This is a genomic window from Pantoea sp. XAF26B01_ASV70 (assembly GCF_054512635.1).
In genome coordinates this window covers 178,487-200,555 of sequence record NZ_JBTNCJ010000004.1, presented here as the reverse complement: position 1 = coordinate 200,555, position 22,069 = coordinate 178,487, and the positions used below count along the sequence as shown (strand labels likewise).

The window sequence follows — 22,069 nt, the reverse complement described above, 5'->3', positions numbered from 1 at the left end:
CGGATGCCGGGGCCAGAGATCAGGATGGATAAAAACATAACAAGATTGAGGTGTGTATGGACTATGTAAAAATATCGCGGGCATTGCTGCCCCTGCTGGGTGGTAAAGAGAACATCGCCAGCGCTGCTCACTGTGCCACCCGGCTGCGGCTGGTGCTGGCGGATGATGAAAAAGCGGATACCACCGCGATTGGCCGGATAGAGGGCGTTAAAGGCTGCTTCCGCAATGCGGGCCAGCTTCAGGTTATCTTCGGCACCGGCGTGGTGAACAAGGTCTACGCTGCCTTTATCGCCGAGGCGGGCATCAGTGAATCGAGCAAATCTGAGGCCGCTGATATAGCCGCACGTAAGCTCAACCCTTTCCAGCGCATCGCTCGCCTGTTGTCGAACATCTTTGTGCCGATCATTCCGGCGATTGTGGCATCAGGTCTGCTGATGGGCCTGCTGGGGATGGTCAAAACTTACGGCTGGGTCAACCCGGAAAATGCGCTCTATATCATGCTGGATATGTGCAGCTCGGCGGCCTTTATTATCCTGCCGATCCTGATTGGCTTTACGGCTGCCCGCGAGTTTGGTGGTAACCCGTTTCTTGGTGCGACGCTGGGCGGCATTCTCACTCATCCGGCGCTGACCAACGCCTGGGGCGTCGCCGCCGGTTTCCACACCATGAACTTCTTCGGCATTGAAGTGGCGATGATTGGCTATCAGGGCACGGTGTTCCCGGTGCTGCTGGCGGTGTGGTTTATGAGCATGCTGGAAAAGCAGCTGCGTCGGGTTATCCCGGATGCGCTGGATCTGATCCTGACCCCGTTCCTGACGGTGATTATCTCTGGCTTTATTGCGTTGCTGATTATCGGACCGGCGGGTCGTATGCTGGGTGATGGCATCTCCTTTATTCTCAGTACGCTGATTGCGCACGCCGGCTGGCTGGCGGGACTGGTGTTTGGTGGACTCTATTCGGTGATTGTGATTACCGGCGTCCATCACAGTTTTCACGCTATCGAAGCCGGACTGCTGGGCAATCCTTCCATCGGCGTGAACTTCCTGCTGCCTATCTGGGCGATGGCGAACGTGGCTCAGGGCGGTGCCTGTCTGGCCGTATGGTTTAAAACCCGCGATGCGAAGATCAAAGCGATTTCGCTACCTTCAGCGTTTTCCGCGCTGCTGGGGATTACCGAGGCGGCTATCTTTGGTATTAACCTGCGCTTTATGAAACCCTTTATAGCGGGTCTGGTGGGCGGCGCGCTCGGTGGTGCCTGGGTGGTGTCGGTCCATGTTTATATGACTGCGGTCGGACTGACCGGTTTGCCGGGCATGGCGATTGTCCAGGCTGGCTCTCTGCTCAACTATGTCATCGGCATCGCAATCGCGTTCACCACTGCATTTGTGATCTCTTACCTGCTTAAATACAAAACGGATTCTGAATAATGGCCTCATCAACACGTCTTGCCGCCATTCTGCAGGCGGTGATGCAGGGTATGCCAAAGGCGCTCAGCGACAGCCATTACCCTGGCTGGCATCTGGCACCGGTAACCGGCCTGCTAAACGATCCCAATGGCTTTATCCATTTCGACGATGAATATCATCTCTTCTATCAGTGGAACGCGCTGGAGTGCGCGCATCAGCAAAAATGCTGGGGACACTGGCGCTCAGCCGATCTGCTGCACTGGCAGCATCAGCCCATCGCCCTGATGCCAGACGAGGAGTATGACCGCGGCGGTTGTTACTCGGGCAGTGCGGTAGACGATAACGGTGTACTGACGCTGATCTACACCGGCAATGTGAAGTTTGATGATGGTTCACGCACCGCGTGGCAGTGTCTGGCGCAGCAGAACAGCGCGGGCGGTTTTGACAAACTCGGTCCGGTTATCGCCGTGCCGGAGGGTTACACCGGCCACGTTCGCGATCCCAAAGTGTGGCGTCATGAAGATCACTGGTACATGGTGCTGGCCGCGCAGACTACCCAGCTGCAGGGCAGGGTGCTGCTGTTGCGTTCTGATAATCTGCGCGAATGGCAGAATCTCGACGAGATTGCGGGCAGCGAACTGGGCGGGCTGGACGCCGCTGGCTACATGTGGGAGTGCCCGGATATGTTCACCCTCGGCGACAGCACGTATCTGATCTGCTGTCCGCAGGGTGTTGTGCCTGAAGAGAAACGCTATCTGAACAGTCACGCCTGCGCCTGGCTCAGTGGCTCATTGGATTATCAGCAGGCTGCCTACCTGCATGGCCCGCTGAACGAAATGGATGCCGGGTTTGAATTCTATGCACCACAAACCACGCTGACCGCTGACGGCCGGCGTCTGCTGGTGGGCTGGATGGGAACGCCAGACGGTGAAGAGATGGCCCAGCCAACCGTGGCGCATCACTGGATCCATCAGATGACCTGTCTGCGCGAGCTGAGCTCCCGCAACGGCCGGCTCTGTCAGCAGCCGATTGCAGAACTGCAGGCGCTGCGGGAGAGGGAGCAGCACTACCAGGGCCGCGCCGATGACGCGCCGCCAATCGCCGCGCAGCGGCTGGAGCTTGCGCTGGAGAGCCTGGGCGATATAGAACTCAATTTCGCCGATACGCTAATCCTGACGTGGCAGCAGAATGAACTGCGGCTTGCCCGTCGCAGCCTGGTATCGGGTCAATGGACCTATCGTTACTGGACAGGGGCTGCGCGCCGGTTGCAGATCCTGTGTGATCACTCCAGCGTTGAGATCTTTATCAACGACGGGGAAGGGGTGATGAGCAGCCGTTATTTTCCGGACCACCCGGCGATGCTAACCCTGCGCGGTCGCGCAGAACTGCAGGCCCGCTACTGGTCGTTACGTCGCTGCATGGTAGAATAAGTCCTTGTTTCACTAACCGATGCCTTGCCGTGAGAAAAACCAAACGCGTTACCATCAGTGACATCGCCGGACTGGCTGGGGTTTCTAAAGCCACTGCCAGCCTGGTGCTCAACGGCCGTGGCGAAGAGTTACGGGTGGCGAAGGAGACGCGTGAGCGGGTTCTGACACTGGCCCGGGAACACCATTATCAGCCCAGCATACACGCCCGTATGCTGCATGACGCCCGCAGTCATACGCTGGGGCTGGTGGTGCCGGAAATCACCAACCACGGCTTTGCGGCCTTTTCCCATGCGCTGGAAAATCTCTGTCGCGCGGCCGGTCTGCAACTGTTGATCTCCTGCACCGATGAAAATGCCGGTCAGGAGATGGCCGTGGTCAATAACCTGGTGGCGCGTCAGGTCGACGGGCTGATTGTCGCCTCCAGTATGCTGAGCGACAGCGACTATGTCAGCCTCAGCGAACAGCTGCCGGTGCTGCTGTTTGACCGCCACATGAACAATACCAGGCTGCCCTGGGTCATCACCGACTCTGTGACGCCCACCGCTGAGCTGGTCGAAAAGCTGGCGCGCACCTGTCCGGAGGAGATCTATTTTCTTGGCGGACAGTCTGACCTCTCCCCGACCCAGGATCGTCTGACGGGATTCAAAGAGGGACTGATGCGGGCGGGTGTGACGCTGCGGCCGGAGTGGATAATTCAGGGTAACTATCATCCCGGCAGTGGCTATGAGATGTTTGCCGCGCTCTGTCGCCGGCTGGGACGCCCCCCTAAAGCGATGTTCACCGCCGCCTGCGGTCTGCTGGAGGGAGTACTGCGCTACATGAGCGAGCATAACCTGCTGACCAGCGACATCCGCATTGCCAGTTTCGATGATCACTATCTCTATGATTCACTCTCCATTCCGATCGACACGGTTGAGCAGAATGTCCCGGCACTGGCGCAGGCCTGCTTTTCTATGCTGACCACGATGATCGCTGGTGAGGATCCCGCTGACAGTCAGCTTATCCTGCCCGCCACGCTGCGGCTGCGCGGTTAACTGCCGGGCGCTTCAGGGCAGTGCTTTACCATTCGACCGGCAGGGCGCTGACGCCGCGCAGATTAGCTCTGTGGTTGCGGCGAACGCCAGCGGTCACGGGCCGCATCTCTGGCAATCGCGTCAGTAATACTTCCAGCGCCACCTCCATTTCTGCCAGTGCCAGCCGGTAGCCCATACAGTGATGTATACCGCCACCGAATGCCAGACAGCGCCCCTCATGCCGCCGGATATTCAGCCGTTCCGGAGAGGTAAATACCAGCGGGTCGTGATTGGCTGCACCAAGGCTAAGGAAGAAGCGGGTTCCGGGCGGGATAAGCTCTCCTGCCAGCTCAATCTCTTCCAGAGTCGTGCGGTAAAGCATCTGGACCGAACTGTCGTAGCGCAGACATTCCTCTATGGCATCGGGTATCAGCGCATGATTCTGTTTCAGGCTCGCAAGTTCCTGCGGATGAGCATGCAGGGCCAGAATGGTGTTGCACAGCATGTTTGATGTAGTTTCATGACCGGCAAGAAACAGCAGTATCACATTGGCGATGATCTCATCGTGATCCAGCCGGTCGCCATCACTGCCGCTGCGCAGAAAAAGCGACACCAGATCACTGGCGGTGCTATCACGTCGGGATACGATCACGGCACTGAAGTAACTTTCCAGTACGGCAAAAGCTTCAGCGGCTTTCAGCAAATCTGGCTGACTGATTTGAGGATCGAAAACCCTGACCAGTGCAGAGGTAAGGCGACCCAGTTCTGGTGCATCAGATTCTGAAACATCCAGCATCCGGCAGATAATGCGCACCGGTAGCGGAAAAGCGAATGCCTGAGCCAGATCGCAGGCACGACGCCCTTCCAGTTCATCAACCAGTTCATTGGCTATCGTCAGCGCCATCTCCCGAAGAGATTTAATCTCCCGGGCGCTGAACGCCTTCATAACCAGTCCTCTTAACCGGTTATGATCGGGTGGGTTCAGCACCAGAAACATTCTGCTGATACCCTGAAACAGCGGCAGTCCGGCTGCATCATCACCAAATCTTACTCTGACACTTTCCATATAATTTTTACCGACCCGCCGGTCGTTCAGCAGGGCGTCCACCACCGCGTGACTGCCGCTGATGATGATCTTATCTCCGGCAGGGATAAGCGGTCCCTGCTGATGCAGTTTTCGATAAAGGGGAAAGGGATTGTCAGAGTAGTCGGGGTTCATGAGTTCATGAAGCTGCATAGCGTACTCCGCTGATAGAGGATTAGTGCTGGCACTGAATGCGGGAGAGGGAAGCGAACAGGCTGTTTTTATCACTTTCACTGAGGTGAGGTGCCGTGAGGTGTGACATCAGAAATTCTTTGTCCTCCTGCGAGAAGGCGCCAGCCATCAGGCGCTGGCTGATCGCCGTCAGGAGCTGGGTATCCAGCTGTTGTATCTGCTGTCTGGTCTCGGTCAGATCCCTGACAGGAACAGCGCTGTCTGGTGCTGAGAGCCAGTCAGCCCGATAGCGATACTGGATCGCCTTGCTGGCGTTCATCAAAGCGTGAACAAACGGCTCCAAGGAGTGGGGTTCAAGCCCGGCCTGTTGTGCGTTTTGCAGCATGTTATCCAGCACCACCTGTTCCCGTGGCAGATCCTCAATAGGTAAATGATGCAGTGCTTTATAACCCGCCACCGCTTTCATCACCTGCATCCGTTCGTTGAGCGAGGTAGAAAGCGCCCCAAGAGAGACGGATGAGACTGTACCTGCAAAAACGTTACTGCACATAAACAGTGAAGAGAAAAAAATTGCCACAAAGTGAGTCATTTGCCTGCTCCATAAATGAAAACTGGCACTAATTTATGCATGAAAAAATAACTATGTGTGATTATTTTGTTTTCAAAATGTGAATCACAAGGCGGGTCAGTGAAATGAGAACAGGTCATTAATTTTAAAGTTATTTTTTATCTTTATGGTCATTAAATATTCACATTAATTTGCAATGCTGGCGGGTTGATTGGATATGACGTTTGAATGGATTCCCCCCTGATGCAGGTGGCGTTGCGCCATTTACGTCATCTCTGTGATGCCAGAATGAGTTTACGAGGCATGCCGGGTAGTGCGCACAGGAAAGCGCCATGCCGATCAGGGTTCAGGTATAATATGTTCCGCGAGTGTGGCCGTTTTTTAGCAGCAAAACGAGGTAGGTATGTCTGTATCCGAAGCTACTACCGGTGGTAAAAGTGTCGCGGCGTTAGTTGAGAGCCTGGAAAAACAGGCGGCAAAACGTTCAGACGCGAACTGGCACGAAGGTCTGAAAAGCAGCACCAAAATCGCACTGGAAAAAATTAATGGTGCGTTTGCTGCAAAATGGATCAGCGCAGACGAGAGCCTGAGCCTTAAGCAGCGCGTTTACAGTGTGCAGGATAAGTTGATTGAGCTGGCTTTATGGTGATTTAAATTGCCCGTCGGCTCGCACGTAAATCGGCAGGGGTAAAAAACTGATATTTCAGCACGCAGCGTCGCCCGGCATTTTGCGCGCTGCGCAGTGAAGGGGTGTTACCGGGCAGAATGGTACCGGTCAGCAGTGCCTTCTCACCATAATGATGATGAAGCTGCTGCAGCAAACGCTGCTGAGCGCGCGCGGCGAGTCCACGGCCCTGATAAGCGGGCATAATCACCTCATCCATAATCTGAAACCCCTCAATAAAGGTCAGTCGCCGGGGGACACAAATCATCAGCCCTGCCACTATGCCCTGCCAGATAATCAGAAACACATGTCCCGCGGCGATATCCTCCCGTAATTCCTGCCTGCTGGTTGCCAGTAGCTGATCGCGCAGATGCGGCAGCGTGTGCCAGCTGGCACGATAGGCGCGGTTAATCGCCGTGATACAGGCGGGATAATCCTTCCGGCGGGCTGTCACCAGTGAAATATCTTCGTCGACAGGAACAGAGAGTGAAGCCAGGTCGCTGAGGAAAAGCAGTTGATCGGTTATACCGATGTCAGGATAAGTCGCAGGCAACAGGATGCGCAGCTTCAGAGGTTTCAGCGGCTGCCATGCCTGCATAATGGCGCTAGCGACCCTGTAATCGATGATGCCGTCACGCGCAACAACCTCAATAAAGGGCTGTGCAGGATCGCCACCCAGATAGCGCGGCCCGGTGAGATAACGCTGGCCGTTTATCGTCAGTTCTCGCTGCAAAAAGGCGTGCTGGGGCAGACCGGTTTCACGCCATGGAAAGGCGGAAGAAAAATGGTGATCGTGGCATCGTGTCTGCTGCTGCGCCAGCCAGCTGGCAAGCCAGTCGCTGAGACGTTCAGATGAGACAGGAACAGTACGGTAGAGCGACACCATATAATCCAGCATAAGATTCCTTATTGCCCGCCGTCAGTGATCTCCTGCCTCGCTCCGCGATACATCTGTACCGTTACCGGATTGCAGATGAGGCTGATGAGAGTGTAAACGATGTGCTCTGTTTATGACCATCTCAACCTCTCAGCCAGCACCATTACATCCCCTCTGCATGACGGCTCTGGACCTGCCAGACGGTGCAATGCTGACAATGTGAGCAGGTATACGTCATCTTCTGCGATCGCTTATCGTCGCCACCCTCTGAGCTGCATTAAACATGGGTTACGATCTATTCGGGTCTGGCTGGATTTCGTATACATGGTCAAATTAATTGATGAAATAAGGCAGGGTTGCCCAAAAATTTAAATGGGAAATAGATGCGAAATTTTTACGTAAATAATACGGAATCAGATAATCGGCAGCCGATAAATGGATTATGATAAAGAGGATTTTCAATAATTATAAAATGTTCGATCTTTTTAACACCCGGGGGTTACATGGTTCATATTGATTTATGCACCCAGGAGGGCGTGATGAAAGCTTATGCTTTTCAGACGCCGATGCAGGCAATGACCCTGCTGGAAAAAATTAAAAATGATGAATTTCAGTGGTTTAATCTGGAGTGGGAAGGGCGCCGCTATACCTGTCCGCATCATTTTATTAAAAGGCTCAGCAGCCGCTCTTATATTAAATCGTTCTGGCGTTAAATTCGCTTAAAAGATAAGGCTGATGCACAATTACTTATTATTGATGCAGGTTTTATTTAACTGTTCTACGCATATTTTTAACGTAATGATAAACGTGGCAGAGCCTGCCCCGTTATTTTCAGCGACCATATGGCGTTGTTATCACGGTCAGCGGTAATAATAGTGCGTCATCTGCACAGATACCGGCCTGCTCAGTATCATTATTACCGCTTAATCATTTTCTGCTGTTGCTTATCAGGGCTATCGAAACGCTAAACAATCCTTTATGCAGGGCTGGACGGTTGTGTGCTGCGCCCGGCAATGCGCCGTGATCCTGTGTAAATCATCTTCTGTTCGGCCCTTGACGTGAAACGTCTACTGTTACACTCAGATGACACTTAATCCGGATCCCGACTGCAATGCCCCATGAAAAAATGCGCCTTCGCTCGCTGCTGACTTTGCTTTCCATCGGGGGCGTCATTCTGACCTCCGGTCTGCTGCTGAGTGCGCTGCTGCTCTTTCAGAAGGCCAACATCGAAGACAGTCTGCTTGAGGGGAACATTGCCTATGCCCGCAAGCTGGCTGATACCACCGATCGTTACCTGGCGACAGCACAACGTGAACTGGCCTGGAGTGCGTCGCAGATCAAGGAGCTTAGCGATATTAAACGACTGGAAGGAGAGAGCGATCGCCTGCGAATGCAGTCGGGCTTTTTCAACTCGGTGGTGGTGGTAAATCATGATGCCATTATTGCAGCAACCTCACCTGATAGTCTGAATCTCATTGGCGTGAAGCTGCACTCACTTGCCAGCCTGCAGGCCATAGCGACCCAAAAGCCTTTTATCTCTGCTCCTTTTACCTCTGCGGCCGGTAACTATGTGGTGTTTTTATCACAACCTCTGTTCAGCGAAGATGGCCGCTATCTGGGCTACATTGGCGGGACTATTTATCTCAAGAAACAGAGCATGCTGAGCGAAATCCTGAGCCAGCATTTCTATTCCAATGGTTCAACGGTCAGCGTGGTCAGCAATGAAGGGCTGATTATTTTCAGTCATGACGCGGCGCGCGTCGGAACAAAGATGCTGCTGAGTCTGGCACTGCAGAAACGGCTCGCCACGACAGAAAGCGGGCATTTCACGCTGGAGAGTGAGGGACAGCACTATCTGACTGGCTATGGCACACTGCATAAAACCGGCTGGAACGTTTTTATTACCGGCACCTCTGAAACGGTCAGGCATATTCTGATGCGCACGGCAGAAAGCGCCGTCTGGTTCGTTCTGGGCATTATTGCCGTAACAGCGGCCATTATTGCCTTTATGGCCGGTCGAATCGCCTCTCCACTGGAAAAGCTGGCGGACAGAGTGCGCGATGGCGGCAGCGAAGCCCAGGCGGAATCTCTCGCCACGGTCAAAACCTGGTATTACGAGGCTGATCGGCTCAAAGAAGCCGTGCAGGCGCATCGGCACGCCGTTGCGGGTCATCTTGCCGCGCTAAACGATGAAGCGATGACCGATCCGCTGACCGGGCTCTGCAACCGACGCGGATTTTCGGCGCTGGCGGCGCAGTCAGACAGTGAGCATGAACAGTGTGCCATCGCCATTGATATTGACCATTTTAAGAAGATAAACGACTGGTACGGGCATGACGCGGGCGACGCGGTTCTGGTGAGCCTGGCAGCGTTGCTGCGTCAGGCTTGTCGTACCGGCGATATTGTCAGCCGGTTTGGTGGCGAGGAGTTTATTCTGCTGCTGCCGCATACCACGCTGGCTGATGCCGTCCGCACCGCGGAGCGCATCCGTGAGACCGTCAGCGCCACCACCTTTCCGTTTGCCGGAACGATGACCATCTCAGCCGGGGTGGCTTCGCGCAGCGATCAGGATAGCGATCGCGACTCTCTGCTGCGGCGTGCCGATGAAGCGCTTTACGAAGCAAAAGCCGCCGGGCGTAATACCGTCATCATTGCCGGAGCTGAGGAGTTCAGCGCGTCTGATTCGGCCGGGTAAGATTCCGGGGTGGGTGGGACAGGCTCAGCACTTACTGCGTAATCGCCAGCCGAGCCACTCATCCAGTGCCGCTTCCGGCAGCGGCCTGGAGTAGAAAAAGCCCTGCGCCTGGTCGCAGCCGAACTCGGTCAGCGCCGTAACGGTTTCCGCATTCTCCACGCCCTCAGCCAGCACCATATAATCGAGATCTTTAAGCATCGCAATAATACTGCGGGCGATGACGCGCGATGCGGTGTCAGATGAAATTTCGCTGATCAGTGAACGGTCCAGCTTGATCACATCCAGCGGAATGCGCCGCAGATAACTGATGTTGCTGTAGCCGGTACCAAAGTCATCCAGTGAAATACCGAATCCACGAAGTTTCAGCATCTCAAGCCCCCGCATTGCGGTCGCGCTCTCCAGAATCCGTTCCGTCTCCAGACACTCAATGCCCAGCAGCGAAACCGGGAGCTTCGCCCTGATCATCTGCTCTTCCAGCTCGTCGGCAAAACCGTCACGTGAAAAATCGCTGCTGCTAACGTTAATGGTGATGGGCAACTGAATATAGCTGTTGCGCAGCCGGGAGAGCCGGGCGATGGCGTGCTCTGTCACCCAGGTGGTCAGTTCGCTGAGCAGCTCGGTTTGCACGGCAAAGGGTAAAAACTGTGCAGGAGACAGTTCGCCGCGCTGCGGATGCTGCCAGCGGATCAGGGCCTCCAGGCCAATTGGCTTGCCGCTGTGCAGACAGATTTTAGGCTGATACGCCAGCCATAATCCCTTATCCTGGCGTATCGCGATGGCCAGGTCATGCATCAGGGTGAAGTCCTGCGTATGGCGCGTATCAGTGGCCTCACTGAAAGGCATCGAGGCCACGTCGCGTGTGATGGCCTCGTGCAGCGCGCTGACCGCACGCCGCAGGATCTCCTGGGCAGGCATCTCCCCGGTATTGAAACTCGCCTCACCGGTGTGGGTCATCAGTGCAACCGACAGCCCATCGCCGAGATCCGCGCTGATCCCGGCCAGCTTGTTTGCCACCCAGTTGGCAGTGAGTCTGCTCTCCTGACGTGTCAGCAGGGCAAAGCGCCCGGTGGCTACGGTGTAGAGCATCTCTCCTGGCGCAGGCCTCAGGCGCAGCGGCAGCAGTGTCGCCACATCTTTCAACAGGCTTTCAACTGGTCCCATGCCCATTGAGCGCGCAAGCTCGTAGGCGCGCGGCATATCGATACAGTCAATCAGCACCAGCCGCCGTGGCGTGGTGTCACCGGAGGCGGCAAGAAACTGCAGGTCGCGAATCAGACGCTGGCGGTTGGGCAGACCGGTTACCGGGTCGGCAAAGCCAGCCGAGTACCAGGCCTCAAGAAATGACATCACCAGTGCCGCCAGCATCTTCAGCATGGCGACCTGATCCGCATTAAAGGGATGAGGCGCGGTGTCAGTCACGCACAGCGTACCCAGTATCAGACCTGTGCTGCTTTTAAGCGGTACGCCGGCATAAAAGCGAATAAAAGGCGCGCCAACAATGAGCGGATGCTCAGCAAAGCGGGTATCCAGCAACGTATCGGGTACTACCACGGTGCTGTCACTGTCCACTGCATGCCGGCAGAGCGAGTCCTGCCGGGAGGATTGAGTGAGTGTGAAATTTTGCGCAGCCTTAACATGCTGCATCTCATCATCCAGTACGGAGATAAAGCTGCCGGGTATACCGAGTGCCTGGCTGGCCAGTCGGACGAACTGTCGCAACACATCGTCACGACTTTCGTCGTTACTGCGCAGCGCGTGCAGGGTTCGCGTACGGCAATCGTCGCCGTCGCTGAGACTCATAAGCATGGATTCCTCCGCACCGGCTGGTTACGGCGCGAAATTAAACAGAAAAATTGAAGGGTATGATGTCATGACTACAGGCAAATTCTGCAAAAAGAAAGAGTCATGACCATTTATTTTTTATCCCACTGCACGGCATTGCTGGTCAGAATAGCAAATCACTTTTCTTTAACGAAATATTTTAGTAATCACGATTCTATTATTTTGTCGTTAAAAACTTTTAATTTCTTAAATATCCTGCCAGTATACAGAGTATAAACATAGTGCACTATATAATAACGCACTAAAGTAGATGACATAATTTATTTTTGTTTAATTTTAACTACACCAATGACAACATCGGGGAAACCTCATGAATTCACTCAGGCATTTCACTATCCGCCGCGTTGTGCTGTGGATGATGATCGTCTCACTGGGCATCGTCGTGCTGGCCGGTGGCTACAGCAGCCAGGTCGTGCGCGATATCTTTCGTCAAACCGATCGTTCAGCCGTTCTGACGCAGCAGCTGAGCTTTCTGGCGCACAGCGCTATCGTCATGCAGAGCGGTACGCCAGCCGATAAAAACGCGCTCGTCGCCTCAACCCCGGCCGATGCTGACTGGGATAAAGTCCGCGCGGCACTTACGACAACCCCCTCAGAATACGCAAAGGTTGCCCGTGCGCAGCTGGACAAGGTGACGCAGCAGCTGGCCCGGAATCAGGCACCCCTGAAGGCTGACCGGCATCGGCTTGAGGGCGTATTGCTGGCAGCACTGCTGGCGGCAGTGGCGTTGCTGCTGTTTTGTGACCGCTATCTGGTCGTCCATCTGGTGCGTCCGGTAGGTAAAATTCGCGGTCATTTAAAAATTATTGCCGATGGTGATCTGACGCGCGAGCCGGAAGATCTGGGGCGCAACTGTGTCGGACAACTTGTGCCGCTGGTCAAAGAGATGCAGCACAGTCTGTTGCAGACGGTCAGCGCTATCCGTGACAACGCAGCCATTCTTCATCGTGAAGCGGGGGACATTGCTGCGGGTAACGCCGATCTCTCCGACCGGACATCCACTCAGGCTGCTGCGCTGGAGCAGACCGCAGCCAGCATGGAGGAGATTACCGTCACCGTGCGTCACAATGCACAGAATGCCCGCGAGGCACGTGAACTGGCTGCCAGCACCACGGATACGACTCAGCAGGGCGTGGAACTGGTTCAGTTGGTATCGGCAGCCATCACCAGCATCGCCCAGGGATCAGAAAAAATCCGGCAGTTCACCACCACTATTAATGGTATTGCGTTTCAGACCAACATTCTGGCGTTAAACGCCGCTGTAGAAGCCGCCCGTGCGGGCGAACAGGGCCGCGGCTTCGCGGTGGTCGCCAGTGAGGTGCGTTCACTGGCACAGCGAAGTGCTGCTGCCTCTAAAGAGATCGAAGAGCTGATTGCCGATACCGTAGCACGCGTTGACGATGGACGGCGGGCGGCTGAGAGCGCAGGAACCACCATGGAGGCCGTGCTGCGCGGCGTCGGCGGCGTGAATGAACTGATCGGACAGATTGCGCTGGCTTCGGATGAACAGAGCAAAGGGATTGCCCAGGTCACGGTCGCCGTTGCAGAACTTGACCGCGTAACGCAGCAGAATGCGACGCTGGTTCAGCAGGTTTCGGCGACAGCAGACAGTCTCAGTGGACAGACTGAAGCGCTGGGCAGCGTGATTACGCGCTTTACCCTGCCGCATCACCCTCTTGCCGTAGAGCCTAAACGCGTCACGCCTGATGAAAAAGGCGGCTGGGCAACGTTTGCGCGGGCATAGCCTGAACGTATTTTTTCTGAACTGTAGATAATGTCTGTCCGGCACGGAATAACGATTAATATTCACTCTTTTTAAAAGAGGGATGAAACGGTCATTTTTTGTGACTGTGATTGACGTTGATCATCATTCGATCAACGCCACCATTCAGAATTGCAATTACTATTCTCAGCGGTGCAAAAATTATCCGGGCAGCGATTTAAATATAATTCAGGTTATTTTCTCTGTTTTTACTGGTGCGTTACGCTTTCCTGATAAGTGTAAAACGCCGGGCTGTTAAAACTTAACTCAAATTTATGTTTTGGCCGCAGGCGTGTACTTCCGCCCGGCCATCTCACCGGGGCACCGTATGCGGAGCGTTTATATGGGAAATCAGATTTTACAGCGGCCTGTCGCCGTCCAGCACAACGTGCGTGAGCTGCGCCTTGCGGCCGGTCTCTCTCAGGAGATTGCAGCCGAGCGTTTCGATCTTAGCCAGCGTGTCTGGCAGACGAAAGAAGCATCGAAAAATCCTGCGCTGCTCAGTCAGGGAGAGTATGAACTGCTGATGCTGCTCGCCGGAGAGCATCCGCACTATCAACTGGTACCAAAGCTGAAAAAGTAAGGCGTTCATCCTCTGTTTTCTCTTAAGTAAAATCATGTCGGGCCGATATAGAGAGCTAAGCGAGGCGCATTACCGCCTGTCTGATATGCTCTGGCCAGATAATCCTGGGCGGTCCGCCGCATTCTCTCTGGCAGGCATAACGTGTTAACTGATGCCTCGCTGTCTGCGGTGTCAGCTTTATCGGACTCAGTGCGGCAACCTGTTGCTGCCGGGTTTACTGACGGGCCTTTCTTCCGGCAACGGATCGGCAGCGAACTCTGCGCGTTCTGTCTGATTGAACGTGTCCTCTTTATGCTGTGTCAGGCCAGCCACAGCAGATAACACCAGAGGAGAGTTACGCTGAAACGTCCAGTTTATCATGATGCCGAGGCGGCTCGCCTCGACGCACTTAAGCAGTATCATCTGATGGATTCACCGCCGACCGATGCGCTGGATCGCCTCACTACGCTTGCCGCACGGCTGTTTCGGGTGCCGGTCGCTTTTGTCTCGCTTATCGACGAAAAGCGGCAGTTCTTCGCCTCCCGGTACGGTTTAAATATTTCAGGTACGGCACGCAACGTCGCCTTCTGCCACCATACCCTGGCGCAGGGCGATATCCTCTGCGTGCCGGATACGCTGAAAGATCCGCGCTTCCGCGACAGTCCGCTGGTTCACGGCTACCCCTTTATCCGCTTTTACGCGGGGATCCCGCTTTCGACCCCGGATGGGCATCATATTGGCACGGTCTGCCTGACCGACAGCCATCCTCGTGAGCCGTTAACTGCAGAGGATCGAAAGCATCTGAACGATATTGCTGCACTGGTGATGGATCGCATGGAGATGCATCGTCTGGAGTTATTGCGCTACACCAGCCAGCAGCGACTCGAGGCGATCTCATCCACTTCGCCTGACGCCATTGTCTGCACTGACCTTCGGCGTGGTATAACCTTCTGGAACCCGGCCGCCACCGCGCTGTTCGGCTACAGCGCAGAGGAGATGCGCGGCCAGTATATCAGCGAGCTGATCCCTGCTCGCTGTCAGACTGACTACCGTAATGAACTGGTCCGGATTACCTCTGACGAAGCAGCTATCTCGCACCCACGCTCTTTGCAGATATGGGGTGTCACGCGTGAAGGTCGTGAATTTCCGGCAGAGGTCTCTTTTTCGGGCTGGCGTGAAGAGGGCGAACGGCTGGTGGGCATGATCATCCGCGATGTCACGGCCCGCTATGAGAGTGAGGCGCGGCTCTGTGAGCTGGCCTCACTGGATATGCTGACACGTCTCGCCAGCCGCAGCGCGTTTATGGATCAGGTCGGCCAGCTGACCAGGGCGGGCGTCCCCTATACGTTACTGATGACCGATCTCGATGGTTTTAAAGAGGTTAACGATACGCTGGGGCATGCTGCAGGCGATGCGTTATTGTGCCACGTTGCCGAACAGATTCGTGCGGTGTGCGCCAGTGCCGTGACGGCTGCGCGCCTGGGCGGTGATGAATTTGTGATCCTGTTAGCGGGCGGCAGCGCAGAGGCGGCGATCACGGCGGAGAAACTGATTGCGGCCGTTCAGACGCCGTTCCGCTATCACGACTCACCGGTGGTGGTCGGTGCCAGCACCGGCATCGCCTCCTATCCGGAGCACGGCAGGGATCCCTCTTCGGTGATGTCCGCCGCTGATCTGGCGCTCTATCGCGCCAAAGCGTCGGGTAAAGGCTGCAGCATGCTGTTTATGCCCGCGTTTCGTGAAGCGGAGCAGCAGCGGCGCCGTTTTGAGCGCGAACTGGAAACGGCGGTGCGGCAGCAGCAGTTCACTCTTTACTATCAGCCCCGCTACGACGTTGAAAGCGGAAAGCTTATTGGCTGCGAGACACTGGTGCGCTGGCAGCATCCGACGCGCGGGCTGCTGTTGCCGGCTGAATTTATCGGCATGCTGGTTAAAAGTCCGCTTTCAGTCACGCTGGGTGAATGGATCATCCGCAGTGCTCTGGCACAGGTCCGGCAGTGGCAGGTTCGCTCTCCTCAGCTTCGCGTCAGCATTAACCTGTTTCCGCGCCAGCTGGCAGGGAACAGCCTGGAGACGGTGATACGTGAAAGTGCCGGAGGCGATGCCGGTTTTGTTGAGCTGGAAGTGGATGAGCCACTGCTGGCCGTGCTGATGCAGGATATGCCGGTTCAGGTTGACGCCGTACGCCGAACGGGAGCCTCGTTCGTTATCGATCATTACGGGCGTACGCTGGGGGCGATTAACCTGCTGCGCTATAGCGTTGTGACGGGTTTTAAAATCGATAAGTCGATGACGCACGAGCTGGATTCCAGCATGCGGGTGCGTATGATGTTCCGGGCCATTACCGCGCTCGGCAAAAGCCTGGGTATCCGGGTGGCCGCCGAAGGGGTGGAAGACAAAGAGCAGATCGCTTTTGTTACGGCCGCCGGATGCGACATTATGCAGGGCAATGGCCTGTGCCAGCCACTGACGCCGGCGGACTTTGAGGCGATGCTGTGCGGAGAGGAGCACTGTGCGCCCGCTATCGCTATCGCCAGCGGTTATGACGTTACGCCACGCTAATCGGTCTGATTGTGGCGAGCGTAGCGGAGGATGCCCGACGCTGATAGTCTGCGCCTCAGGGTGAGTGTGCGGGCTGGTATTCCTGTTTCAGCAAGCCGAAGATCCAGTCATCCTGCCACTGGCCGTTGAGGAAGAAGTTCTGCCGCAACGTCCCCTCCTGCACAAAGCCCGCTGAAATCAGGGTCCGGCGTGAGGCCGCATTGCCTGCTGTCACCGTCGCGATCAGTTTGCGGTATTCCTGTTGCTCAAAGCAGAACGTGATAATGGCATGCAGAGACTCGCTGCCGTAGCCTTTGCCCTGCGCATCTGCGGCCAGAATAAAGCCAAACTCCGCAATACCCTCTCCACGATCGATAAACCCGCAAAAGCCAGCCGGAGCACCGGATGTTTTTTCTCCGATAACCAGACAGAGCCAGTGCCTGCAGCCCTTGTACCAGGCGGGCAGGCGGACATCAAATGAGTGGGTTCTGATCTCTTCAGCGCTGCGCGGATCGCTGATGTACTGCATCACCGATCTATCCTGACTGACTGCCAGATAGAAGGGCCAGTCTTCCTGCCGAAGTGGCCGATAAGTCAGGCGCGGCGAGGTGACTTTCAGCGGTATTTCAGCCGGTACTTTAGCAGACTCTTCAGTTGTCATCGTGCAACTCCCTGCGGATCGGATCTCTGTGGCGATGGCGCAAAATAACACAGAGTGGCTGACTGGCGGGACGCGCTTTTGCCGCTCTGCGAGGTATCCCGCAATCCCGACGCTATTTCACCAGCTCCTGCTCTCGTGCATTGTCCAGCTCCCGCTGCCACATTTGCTCTTATCGCTGCGCTGTCAGGCCTTCTGCCCACTTCATTGCTACGCTTTTAGCCAGATGGCTGAAAATTGATCCTGATGAGAGTAATCCCCATGGAATTGAAAACGTTTGAAACTGGAGCCTGGGCTGCGCTGCAGGAATCTGCAACCGATCCACAGGGTGGATTTCGTTATCTGATGCTCTGTACGGTCGATGCTCTGCTACAACCTCAGGCGCGCACCGTGGTTCTGCGCCAGTGTGCCGACGACCGCAGGATGCTGACATTTCATACGGATGTTCGCAGCCCGAAGTGGCAGGAGATGGCGGCGAATCCGCAGGTCACCGCGCTGGGATATTGCCATCAGCGTCGTCTGCAGTTACGGCTGGCAGGGCGGGTTGCGTGTTATGCGGCGGGAAGTGATGTTGCCCGGGCAGCCTGGCGTGCGTTACCGCAGCACACGCGGCAGACTTACACCGGCGGACCTCCGGGGGAAGCACGGGCAACGGCTGATGAGACGCCTGACGCGGCAGCAACGGAAACCGGGGAATCCCGCTTTGGCGTGGTGATTTTGCAGGCCAGTGTGCTGGACGCCTATCAGCTTCAGCGAAACGAAAATCAGCGCGCCCTGTTTCGCTATTCGGCTAATGGCGAACTGCAGGAAAGCGAATGGCTTAACCCCTGACCCGATATGCCTGATTCACTTCGGGTCGGGTTAACGCCTGATTGATCCTCTTTTCGCGCACTGGATAAAAGAGATTTCACTGTCTGCCGCTTCGTTAGCTGTTTTTTATCTGCCGCATCGCTTAATCGATTTTAGCACCACGTTATCTTCATATAATGGCGTTTTTCTGCTTTTTCCTATCTTTTGTCATTGTTTGTGCCAGGCTTTAACTAACCGAAAAGCAGTGACTTATGCTCAAGGTAAAGAAAAGTACAAATGATCGCTCTGTATTACAGGCAGGTTAAACATGAACAATCAACCTCCTGAAAAACCAGGGTCAGAGGGTAGCGACCAGGTGCTAAGCCTGGCGGAGGAAACCGTTGAGGTCTCGAAACAGCGGGTCATCGACGGTCATGTCAGGGTTACCCGACAGGTCACTGAGCATCAGCAGAAGATTGCGCTGATGCTCCGGCACCAGACGGCGGAAATAGAACGCATTCCTAAATCGGAACGGCTGGCTGAGATGCCGGAGATCCGTGAAGAAAATGGCGTTCTGATCATTCCTGTCGTTGAAGAGGAAATCGAGATCGTTCGTCATCTGGTGCTGAAAGAGGAGTGGCATATCCGCAAAGTTGTCAGTGAGGAAGCGACAGAACAGGTCGTCTCCCTGCGCAAACAGCACGCTCACCTGACCCGAACACCCTATTCAGAGCCGTCCGAATCCATCACCGAGGAACACAACATGGCGCGTGAAACAATCGTAACAATGTTCAGCAATATCTCACTGGCAGAGGGTGCAAAGCGTAACCTGATCAAGGCCGGGTTCCTGGATGATGACATTGATATCATCTCCGGTGATCGTTTGCGTACCGAAGGTCAGGAGGCCCGTCACCCTGGCTTCTGGCAACGCCTGTTCGGCAATACGCTGGAGGAGGATCAGGCCGAAGTGTATGAAGACGCGATGCGAACCGGCGGAGTAGTGCTGTCGCTGCGGGCCGATGAAGATGAGTTACCTCGCGCCCTGGGCATCCTTGATGCACATGAAGAACTTACCGAGCGCAGTGCGGCGCTGCCCGATGATTACGCGCCCGGTTACGCGACCAGTGATGGTCTGACTGCACCTGCCAGTGGAACGCTTCAGGATAATGCCGCCGTCGATCCGCTCTCTACCGATCCTGCCCATCGTGGCGCTGCCCGTACTGCCCTGACCGGTGACGAAAGTGACGAGGATGTACTGCGTCTGGCCGAGGAGCGACTGGAAGTGGGTAAACGTCTGGTCAGTGAAGGTTCAACCCGCGTTCGTCGCTACACTGTCACCGATCAGGTCTCAGAAAATGTCTCGCTGCATGAGCAGCACGCCGCAATCTTCCGTCGTCCGGTGAATGAATCAGGTTCACCCACCCATGTTGACTGGTCTGAAAAAACTGTCGAAGTGGAAGAGACGCATGAGCAGCCCGTGATTAATAAGACCGCGGAGATCATTGAAGAGGTGGTGTTACGCAAAGAGACAAGCGATCGGGTTGAAACTATCAACGATTCGGTACGCCGTCAGGAAGTGGATATTAACCATACCAGTACAGATCCTCTCGGCGCAGACCGGCTGACCGGGAATCGTACTGTGGCCGATCCGTTGCTTGAAAGCACGCGTCAGGCCCACGCTGAACACGACACCCGTCCGGTAACGCCAGGCAGCGAGCCAGCGCATAAAGAGGGTTTCGCGGAGAAGGCCGGTGATAAAATCGCGGAAGCGAAAGAGAAGGTCGAGGACAAGTTTAAAAAGCCGTAATGCCGGATCGGTGATTGTCGCCTTCTATGCCTGAAAACCCGTCGCAGACGGGTTTTTTTCATAAATCACACTGAAATTCTGTAGGCAATTTAATGGCATCACTTAGACCTGACACCCGTTGATGGAGAATGGCCACATTGAAAGTTGTATAGAGCTCTCGTCTTAAGTGTGTGTACGTTATTCGTGAGCTGCCCCTAGTATTAGATACAACGATCAGTTAGTAATGTCGGTTTGTTCACCTTCTGATTTTCCATTTCTCCAGCCTGCTGCAAATTCAGACGGCGTCTGGTAATTCAGCGATGAATGAGGTCTGGACTCGTTATAGTCCTGCCGCCAGTCATTAATGATTTTCCGGGCATGAACAATATCGCTGAACCAGTGTTCATTCAGGCATTCATCGCGAAAGCGTCCGTTAAAATTCTCAATAAATCCGTTCTGTGTCGGTTTACCGGGCTGAATAAGCCGCAGCTCCACGCAATGCTCAAAGGCCCATTGGTCAAGTGCTCTACAGGTAAACTCCGGCCCCTTGTCAGTTCTTATCGTAGCCGGATATCCGCGAAACAGCGCAATACTGTCCAGAATATGCGTGACCTGCACGCCTGAAATCCCCAAGGCAACAGTGACAGTCAGGCATTCCTTTGTGAAGTCATCGACGCAGTTAAGGCACTTGATCCTGCGACCGGTGGCCAGTTCATCCATGACGAAATCCATTGACCAGGTCAGATTGGGCGCATCCGGGCGAAGCAGCGGAAGCCGCTCAGTCGCCAGACCCTTACGACGTCGTCTGCGCTTCACACTCAGGCCGTTAAGGTGATAAATGCGGTATACCCGCTTGTGGTTGACGTGAAGGCCCTCACGACGCAATAACTGCCAGATGCGCCGGTAACCAAAACGCCTTCGTTCGGGCGCCAGTTCAGTGATACGCCCTGATAAATGTGCATCAGTCGCTGGACGCTGAGCCTCATAGCGTCAGGTCGACAGGGACAAACCTGTTAGCCTGCAGGCACGACGTTGCAACAGACCGGTCGCATCACACATAAACTCAACGGCTTCCCGCTTCTGGTCTGTCGTCAGTACTTTCGCCCCAGAGCCATCTGAAGTGCCTCCTTATCCAGCATGGCTTCGGCAAGCAGCTTCCTGAGTCTTGCGTTCTCTTCCTAAAGCGACTTCAGGCGCTTAACCTCGGGCATCTCCATACCGCCATACTTCTTACGACAGGTGTAAAATGTGGCGTCGGAAATGGCGTGCTTACGGCAGATCTCACGGGCAGAAACCCCGGCTTCGGCCTCGCGGAGAATACTGATGATCTGTTCCTCGGAAAAACGCGTCTTCATGGGGATGCCCTCATGTGGCTTATGAAGACATTACTAACATCGGGGTGTACTAATCAACGGGGAGCAGGTCATATCAGTCATAGCACCATCGCCTGGCACGGGCTGACTCGATTACCATCCCGATAGTAAGAGGGATGGCCTCGCGCGGGTTTTTTGGATAGTAGAGGCTGAAAGTCACCAGATCAGAATCCATTCCAAACGCATCGAAGACGTTCTGAAGGCATTCCGCAGCGTCCTCCGGGTCAAGCTTCATGTCCTGATTAAGCGACATCTCTGGCGTGAGTGTTTTTTTCCGGAACGTAAGAAGCGATCGGCCGTTCCACGGCTCAATGAGTGCCATTACGCGTGCCTGTGTGTCATCTGCCATAACTTATCCTCCCCGCGAGCGATGGCATTGTACAGTCTGACCGAATTGAAACTGATATCGGCAACGTCTCTTGCCAGAATCACCCAGCCCACGACGGGTATCGCCCGACCAACAAAGGTGCTGAGCTTATGCGTAAAAAGGATACGCGCGGTCCGGGGCGGGTATCCCCCTACGATGGTGGGGAGCTGTATGCCGAAAGGAAACTTGGCGTTAGGGAATACTCTGCGTGCTGCCCGTGAGGCATAGGAGGCCTTTGAGAGCATCGCGCGGTTTGGTGCGGGTAGTCAGGACATTACGTCCAGACAGGATGGCCACGATCGCTCCGAAGTCATCAATGCCCAGCTGTTCAGCGACTTCTTCACAGAAAATCATGAAAAAGAGCTCACCAGCGGTGAGGTTCGGTCTACCTGCGTAGAAATAGGTGTTATTGAGTTCTTCAGTCGTATCCACTGCCAGCTCCCACAAGTTCACTTCATTCATCATCCTGATGCTTTTTAAACAATACCTCGCGCGTTCATGCTTGACAACCTGACGGTCT

General features: G+C 55.1%; 17 protein-coding genes and 2 pseudogenes. 11 read left to right on the top strand and 8 right to left on the bottom strand.

The genetic code is table 11. From position 1 onward, the window contains the following. The first annotated feature begins 56 nt into the window (after positions 1-56). From ACX8ZY_RS24145 to ACX8ZY_RS24135, 3 genes are read left to right on the top strand one after another with little or no spacing between them, the layout of a single operon-like run. Positions 57-1,427, top strand: coding sequence for a sucrose-specific PTS transporter subunit IIBC (locus ACX8ZY_RS24145; RefSeq protein WP_010256928.1), 1,371 nt, complete (start codon positions 57-59; stop codon positions 1,425-1,427). Then, positions 1,427-2,836 carry a sucrose-6-phosphate hydrolase gene (locus ACX8ZY_RS24140; protein ID WP_421665544.1) on the top strand — a complete coding sequence of 470 codons (1,410 nt, stop codon included), beginning with the start codon at positions 1,427-1,429 and terminating at the stop codon, positions 2,834-2,836. The genes ACX8ZY_RS24145 and ACX8ZY_RS24140 overlap by 1 nt, the downstream gene beginning before the upstream one ends. Positions 2,837-2,865: 29 nt before the next feature. After that, entirely contained in the window at positions 2,866-3,870 is a 1,005-nt protein-coding gene (locus ACX8ZY_RS24135) for a substrate-binding domain-containing protein (RefSeq protein ID WP_039387344.1), read from the top strand. Positions 3,871-3,895: 25 nt separating this feature from the next. Here ACX8ZY_RS24135 and ACX8ZY_RS24130 read toward each other — a convergent pair whose 3' ends face one another. Both ACX8ZY_RS24130 and ACX8ZY_RS24125 read right to left on the bottom strand, forming a co-directional pair. Next, positions 3,896-5,086: a cytochrome P450 gene (locus ACX8ZY_RS24130; RefSeq protein ID WP_158150247.1), complete on the bottom strand. Its 1,191-nt coding sequence runs from the start codon at positions 5,084-5,086 to the stop codon at positions 3,896-3,898. Between the two features lie 22 nt (positions 5,087-5,108). Next, on the bottom strand, positions 5,109-5,654 hold the full coding sequence (locus ACX8ZY_RS24125) for a chorismate mutase (RefSeq protein ID WP_421665543.1): 546 nt from the start codon (positions 5,652-5,654) through the stop codon (positions 5,109-5,111). 382 nt (positions 5,655-6,036) lie between these two features. On the opposite strand from ACX8ZY_RS24125, the gene ACX8ZY_RS24120 reads away from it, so the two are divergent. Further along, entirely contained in the window at positions 6,037-6,282 is a 246-nt protein-coding gene (locus tag ACX8ZY_RS24120; RefSeq protein ID WP_010256916.1) for a hypothetical protein, read from the top strand. A 1-nt stretch (position 6,283) separates the two neighbouring features. On the opposite strand, the gene ACX8ZY_RS24115 is transcribed toward ACX8ZY_RS24120, so the two are convergent. Then, the gene (locus ACX8ZY_RS24115) at positions 6,284-7,195 is read right to left on the bottom strand and encodes a GNAT family N-acetyltransferase (RefSeq protein WP_033774047.1); all 912 of its coding nucleotides are present in this window, start codon (positions 7,193-7,195) and stop codon (positions 6,284-6,286) included. A gap of 518 nt (positions 7,196-7,713) precedes the next feature. Between ACX8ZY_RS24115 and ACX8ZY_RS24110 the strand changes: the two genes are divergently transcribed. Further along, positions 7,714-7,887 carry a hypothetical protein gene (locus ACX8ZY_RS24110; protein ID WP_010256913.1) on the top strand — a complete coding sequence of 58 codons (174 nt, stop codon included), beginning with the start codon at positions 7,714-7,716 and terminating at the stop codon, positions 7,885-7,887. A 398-nt stretch (positions 7,888-8,285) separates the two neighbouring features. Next, a complete protein-coding gene (locus tag ACX8ZY_RS24105; RefSeq protein WP_033770170.1) occupies positions 8,286-9,869 on the top strand; it encodes a sensor domain-containing diguanylate cyclase in 1,584 nt (527 codons plus the stop codon). Between the two features lie 24 nt (positions 9,870-9,893). Here ACX8ZY_RS24105 and ACX8ZY_RS24100 read toward each other — a convergent pair whose 3' ends face one another. Then, a complete protein-coding gene (locus ACX8ZY_RS24100; protein ID WP_029519685.1) occupies positions 9,894-11,675 on the bottom strand; it encodes a sensor domain-containing diguanylate cyclase in 1,782 nt (593 codons plus the stop codon). Between the two features lie 346 nt (positions 11,676-12,021). Here ACX8ZY_RS24100 and ACX8ZY_RS24095 point away from each other — a divergent pair, with 346 nt between their 5' ends. From ACX8ZY_RS24095 to ACX8ZY_RS24085, 3 genes are all read left to right on the top strand, one after another. Next, positions 12,022-13,455, top strand: coding sequence for a methyl-accepting chemotaxis protein (locus tag ACX8ZY_RS24095; protein WP_421665542.1), 1,434 nt, complete (start codon positions 12,022-12,024; stop codon positions 13,453-13,455). Positions 13,456-13,816: 361 nt separating this feature from the next. Further along, the gene (locus ACX8ZY_RS24090) at positions 13,817-14,056 is read left to right on the top strand and encodes a hypothetical protein (RefSeq protein WP_010256895.1); all 240 of its coding nucleotides are present in this window, start codon (positions 13,817-13,819) and stop codon (positions 14,054-14,056) included. Between the two features lie 405 nt (positions 14,057-14,461). Continuing rightward, positions 14,462-16,597 (top strand): putative bifunctional diguanylate cyclase/phosphodiesterase, encoded by a 2,136-nt coding sequence (locus ACX8ZY_RS24085; RefSeq protein WP_010256889.1) that lies wholly within the window; start codon positions 14,462-14,464, stop codon positions 16,595-16,597. Between the two features lie 55 nt (positions 16,598-16,652). Here the strand turns inward: ACX8ZY_RS24085 and ACX8ZY_RS24080 are convergent, their stop codons facing one another. Further along, a complete protein-coding gene (locus ACX8ZY_RS24080) occupies positions 16,653-17,237 on the bottom strand; it encodes a GNAT family N-acetyltransferase (RefSeq protein WP_010671972.1) in 585 nt (194 codons plus the stop codon). A gap of 258 nt (positions 17,238-17,495) precedes the next feature. Between ACX8ZY_RS24080 and ACX8ZY_RS24075 the strand changes: the two genes are divergently transcribed. Then, on the top strand, positions 17,496-18,065 hold the full coding sequence (locus tag ACX8ZY_RS24075; RefSeq protein WP_421665541.1) for a pyridoxamine 5'-phosphate oxidase family protein: 570 nt from the start codon (positions 17,496-17,498) through the stop codon (positions 18,063-18,065). A gap of 286 nt (positions 18,066-18,351) precedes the next feature. Continuing rightward, positions 18,352-19,830 (top strand): YsnF/AvaK domain-containing protein, encoded by a 1,479-nt coding sequence (locus ACX8ZY_RS24070; RefSeq protein WP_421665540.1) that lies wholly within the window; start codon positions 18,352-18,354, stop codon positions 19,828-19,830. Between the two features lie 213 nt (positions 19,831-20,043). Here ACX8ZY_RS24070 and ACX8ZY_RS24065 read toward each other — a convergent pair. The 3 genes and pseudogenes from ACX8ZY_RS24065 to ACX8ZY_RS24055 all read right to left on the bottom strand — a co-directional run bounded on the left by ACX8ZY_RS24065 (position 20,044) and on the right by ACX8ZY_RS24055 (position 21,981). After that, positions 20,044-21,164, bottom strand: a pseudogene (locus ACX8ZY_RS24065) (IS3 family transposase). Between the two features lie 73 nt (positions 21,165-21,237). Further along, positions 21,238-21,531, bottom strand: coding sequence for a DUF1493 family protein (locus tag ACX8ZY_RS24060; protein WP_421665539.1), 294 nt, complete (start codon positions 21,529-21,531; stop codon positions 21,238-21,240). Beyond that, a pseudogene (locus ACX8ZY_RS24055) lies at positions 21,504-21,981 on the bottom strand (STM2901 family protein). Before ACX8ZY_RS24055 ends, ACX8ZY_RS24060 begins: the two are co-directional and overlap by 28 nt. Positions 21,982-22,069 lie beyond the last annotated feature (88 nt).